This is a genomic window from Turicibacter sp. (assembly GCF_017941855.1).
GTDB lineage: Bacteria > Bacillota_I > Bacilli_A > MOL361 > Turicibacteraceae > Turicibacter > Turicibacter sanguinis.
Window position 1 is genome coordinate 1 of sequence record NZ_JAGAVR010000078.1, and the last position, 3,789, is coordinate 3,789.

Here is a 3,789-nt window from a genome sequence, read left to right on the forward strand (position 1 = left end):
AAATAATTTATCAGTAGGGGCTCAAAGTCAAGCTGTTGAAATTAAAACAATTAAACAAGTAGATGAGAATGGAATTTCTAATCTTCCAAATTTATTCTAATTAAAAAGCTACACAATATGTGTAGCTTTTTATTACAAAAATACAATTCAAATAGTTTTATATTTAGTAATTAAGGGAGAAAGTATATGCAATCAATTAATGAGATTTTAACGGAGGCGATTACGCTTAAAGCCTCAGATATTCATATTACAGTAGGGGTACCAGTGATGATTCGTTTAAGGGGAGAATTACGCCCCTTAAATGATGACGTCTTAGCACCGTCAATTGTGACAGCATTAGCACATGAAATTACTCCGCAAGATCATTTTGAAAGCTTTCAAGAAAATTATCAGCTAGATTTTTCTCATAGTATTCCGGGGGTTTCACGTTTTCGTGTAAATGCTTATTATCAACGTGGCCAAATGGCACTGGCTATTCGACCGATTCCAAATAAAATTCCTACATTTGAAGAACTTGAGTTACCTCCTATTTTAAAAGCTTTTATGGATAAACCACGCGGGCTTGTGTTAGTAACTGGTCCTACAGGTTCAGGTAAATCAACCACGTTAGCTGCCATGATTAATTATGTGAATCAAAACGCCCATAAGCATATTATTACGCTTGAAGATCCGATTGAGTTTCAGCATAAACATAATAAATGTGTGATTAATCAAAGGGAAATTGGATCAGATGTGAAGGATTTTAATTCTGCATTACGTGTTGCCCTTCGCCAGGATCCAGATATTATTTTAGTAGGGGAGATGCGCGATTTAGAAACTATACAAATTGCTTTAACAGCAGCTGAAACAGGCCATTTAGTGATTGGAACGCTACATACTTCATCAGCCGCTTCAACGATTGAACGTATTATTGATGTTTTCCCAGCAGAGAAGCAAACTCAAATTCGTATGCAGTTAGCTGGAAGTCTAGTTGGGGTAGTAGCGCAGCGTCTATTTAAGCGTCAAGATAGTGATGGTCGTAAAGCTGTGTGTGAGATTATGGTCAATACTCCTGCTATCGCAAATTTAATCCGTCAAGAAAAAGTTTATCAAATTCCAAGTGTCATCCAAACGAGTAAAGAGATGGGGATGCAAACCATGGAAATGGCAATTAAAGAACAGATGATGTATGGGGTCATTGGAATGGAAGATGCAAAAGCATATTTAGAATAAAAAGAAGTGGTAGAGAAATAGCGTATAGTATGATGAAAGGAGGTTTTCGTTTGTTTTACTTATTACTTTTATTTTTGGGAGCTGCTCTTGGGTCCTTTTACCACGTCGTGGGTTACCGGATGCCAATCGGAGAAAACTGGGTGAGCGACCGTTCGAGATGTCCGGGGTGTGGACATCAACTGACAGCTATTGAATTAATGCCGATTCTCTCATATATCATTCAGGGTGGAAAATGTCGTGAATGTAAAATGCACATTAAGCCGATTTATTTATTATCAGAAATCGTAGCGGGACTTCTATTTGTGTTCCCGGTTTGGTTTTATGGTTTTGAAGGATTTGAAACAGGACATATTTTTGTTGCGTGGGCCTTTCTCTCAATGCTAATCATCATCACCGTGTCGGACATTTATTATCAATTGATTCTTGATAAGGTGTTGCTGTTTTGGGGAGCTATCATCGTTTTTTTATATGTGCTTTATCCACAACTCGATTTGATGAGTGCTTTGGTAAGTGGAGTCGTTGGTTTTTTGACACTTTACGTCATTGGATTACTCGGACAACTTTTATTTAAGAAAGAGGCACTAGGTGGTGGAGACATCAAACTTTATGCTGTCGTTGGTTTTGTTCTTGGAATAGCGCCAACCTTTTTATCTATTTTTATCGCGTCAGTTATTGCTTTAAGTTATATTTTATTATTTATGAAAGATAAAGCAAAAGTCATTGGGTTCGGGCCATTTATTGCAATGGCCTCGTATATTTGTTTGTTTTATGGGCAGTCGTTATTAGATTGGTATTTTAATTTATTTTAGAAAAGGAAAGTCATTTGACTTTCTTTTTTGAATTGGATAAAATAGGTTTTTGTTTTATAGCAGGAGGTTTAGAGAATGAATTTTCTAACAAAAAGATTGAATGTAGGGTTATTAGTATTTTTAGTTGCAGCTGTTGGATTGAGTTGCTTTGGATTATTTATGAATGACTTGCCAAAGGGACATGATTTATCGTTTCATTTAGCGAGAATTGAATCGTTATCTGAAGGGATCCGATTTGGAGAATTACCGGTTCGAATTTATCCACATTATTTTAAAGGGTACGGATATGCAAATGGTCTTATGTATCCCGATTTATTTTTATATCCCGCTGCCTTTCTTTGTTTAACAGGGATAGGTGTCATTTGGGCATATAAAGGCTTGATTTTAGTGTGTACAATTTTGACTGCTATTTTTATGTATCGTACGCTAATAAAGATTACCCGTCAGGAGTGGGCATCAAGACTTGGGATGCTTCTTTATACGGTATCGTTATACCGAGTTGTTGATGTTTGGACAAGAGCAGCACTGGGAGAAGTGCTAGCGTTTATGTTTATTCCATTTGTTTTACTAGGAATTTACTATATCTTTTTTGATGATGACCGACAATGGTATGAGTTAACGATTGGATTTACAGGAATTTTCTTATCTCATTTACTGAGCGGAGCTATGTGGTCATCTGTTATGGTTGTGATTTGTATTGTGTTTATTCCAAAGATGATTAAAGAACCTAGACGATTATGGAATTTAATTAAAGCAACAGGAATGACGATTTTGTTAGTTAGTTTTTTCCTATTTCCAATGTTTGAACAGTTAATGGACCAAAAACTTAAAATGTCTGAAGATATTGCGTATTATTTAGGTGATTCTGTTTTACCATTAAAGGCTATTTTTTTAGATTCAAAAATTGAAGGTCATCCTAATGAGTGGTTTCCTGGTGGAATTGGATTTTCAGTAATGGGGATTATTGCGATAGGTTTGGCAGCACAGATTCAAGAAATTCCTAAAAAATTATCAGTTGTTGCCTGGGGAAGTGTCATCATTAGTCTTGTTGTATTAGTGATGATGAGTGATATTTTCCCATGGTATGAAGTTTTAAAGTATGCTAAAGTCTTTGAAAGTCTTCAGTTTGTGTGGCGATTATTAATGATAGCAACGTCATTATTAGTTTTAGCTTTTGCTATTTTTTATTCATATTCAACGAGCTATGCTAAAGTGTTAGGGATTTTAACGGTAATCCTTAGTGTCATAGTTGGGGTAGAAGCGCAAATTGAAACGTTGAGATATATGACGAAAGTAGATTCAAGTCTTTTAGTTCGCGAGGAGATATCAGAGTATGCAGTTAATGATCGTGATTATCCGGTTGGAAATTCTGAATATGTCCCTTTAAAAACTAATATTATCAATATGTATGGACTTGAAAATCGATATCGTGTAAATCAAGAAATTGAATACAAAACAAAACAAGAGGGGACAACGATTACCATTGAATTCGAAGGGCAGACTCAACCAGACTTACAAGTTGAAGTGCCGCTACTTTATTACAAGGGTTATGGTGCTAAACTAGAGGGTCGATCACTTGAAGTGATATCAGGTAGCAATGGAGCTGTTAGTTTTGTTATTCCAGAAGTTGTAGGAAATGGAATAGTTGTGGTTTCCTATGAAGGAACAACATTACAACATATAACGCTTGGTATTAGTATTATTAGTTTCATTGCTTTTATTTTAATTGTAGGCCGTTCCAAACTTAAAAAAATATAAATCAAAGGGG

Annotated in this window: 3 protein-coding genes; all 3 read left to right on the top strand. The window is 35.6% G+C overall.

The genetic code is table 11. The features are described 5' to 3' along the window. Positions 1-186: 186 nt before the first annotated feature. The 3 genes from J6D32_RS09205 to J6D32_RS09215 all read left to right on the top strand — a co-directional run bounded on the left by J6D32_RS09205 (position 187) and on the right by J6D32_RS09215 (position 3,779). Positions 187-1,212, top strand: a complete 1,026-nt coding sequence (locus tag J6D32_RS09205; protein ID WP_195248491.1) for a type IV pilus twitching motility protein PilT — start codon at positions 187-189, stop codon at positions 1,210-1,212. 50 nt (positions 1,213-1,262) lie between these two features. After that, entirely contained in the window at positions 1,263-2,021 is a 759-nt protein-coding gene (locus J6D32_RS09210; protein WP_195217953.1) for a prepilin peptidase, read from the top strand. A gap of 75 nt (positions 2,022-2,096) precedes the next feature. Further along, the gene (locus J6D32_RS09215; RefSeq protein WP_009607388.1) at positions 2,097-3,779 is read left to right on the top strand and encodes a putative glycosyltransferase family protein; all 1,683 of its coding nucleotides are present in this window, start codon (positions 2,097-2,099) and stop codon (positions 3,777-3,779) included. The last annotated feature ends 10 nt before the right edge of the window (positions 3,780-3,789 follow it).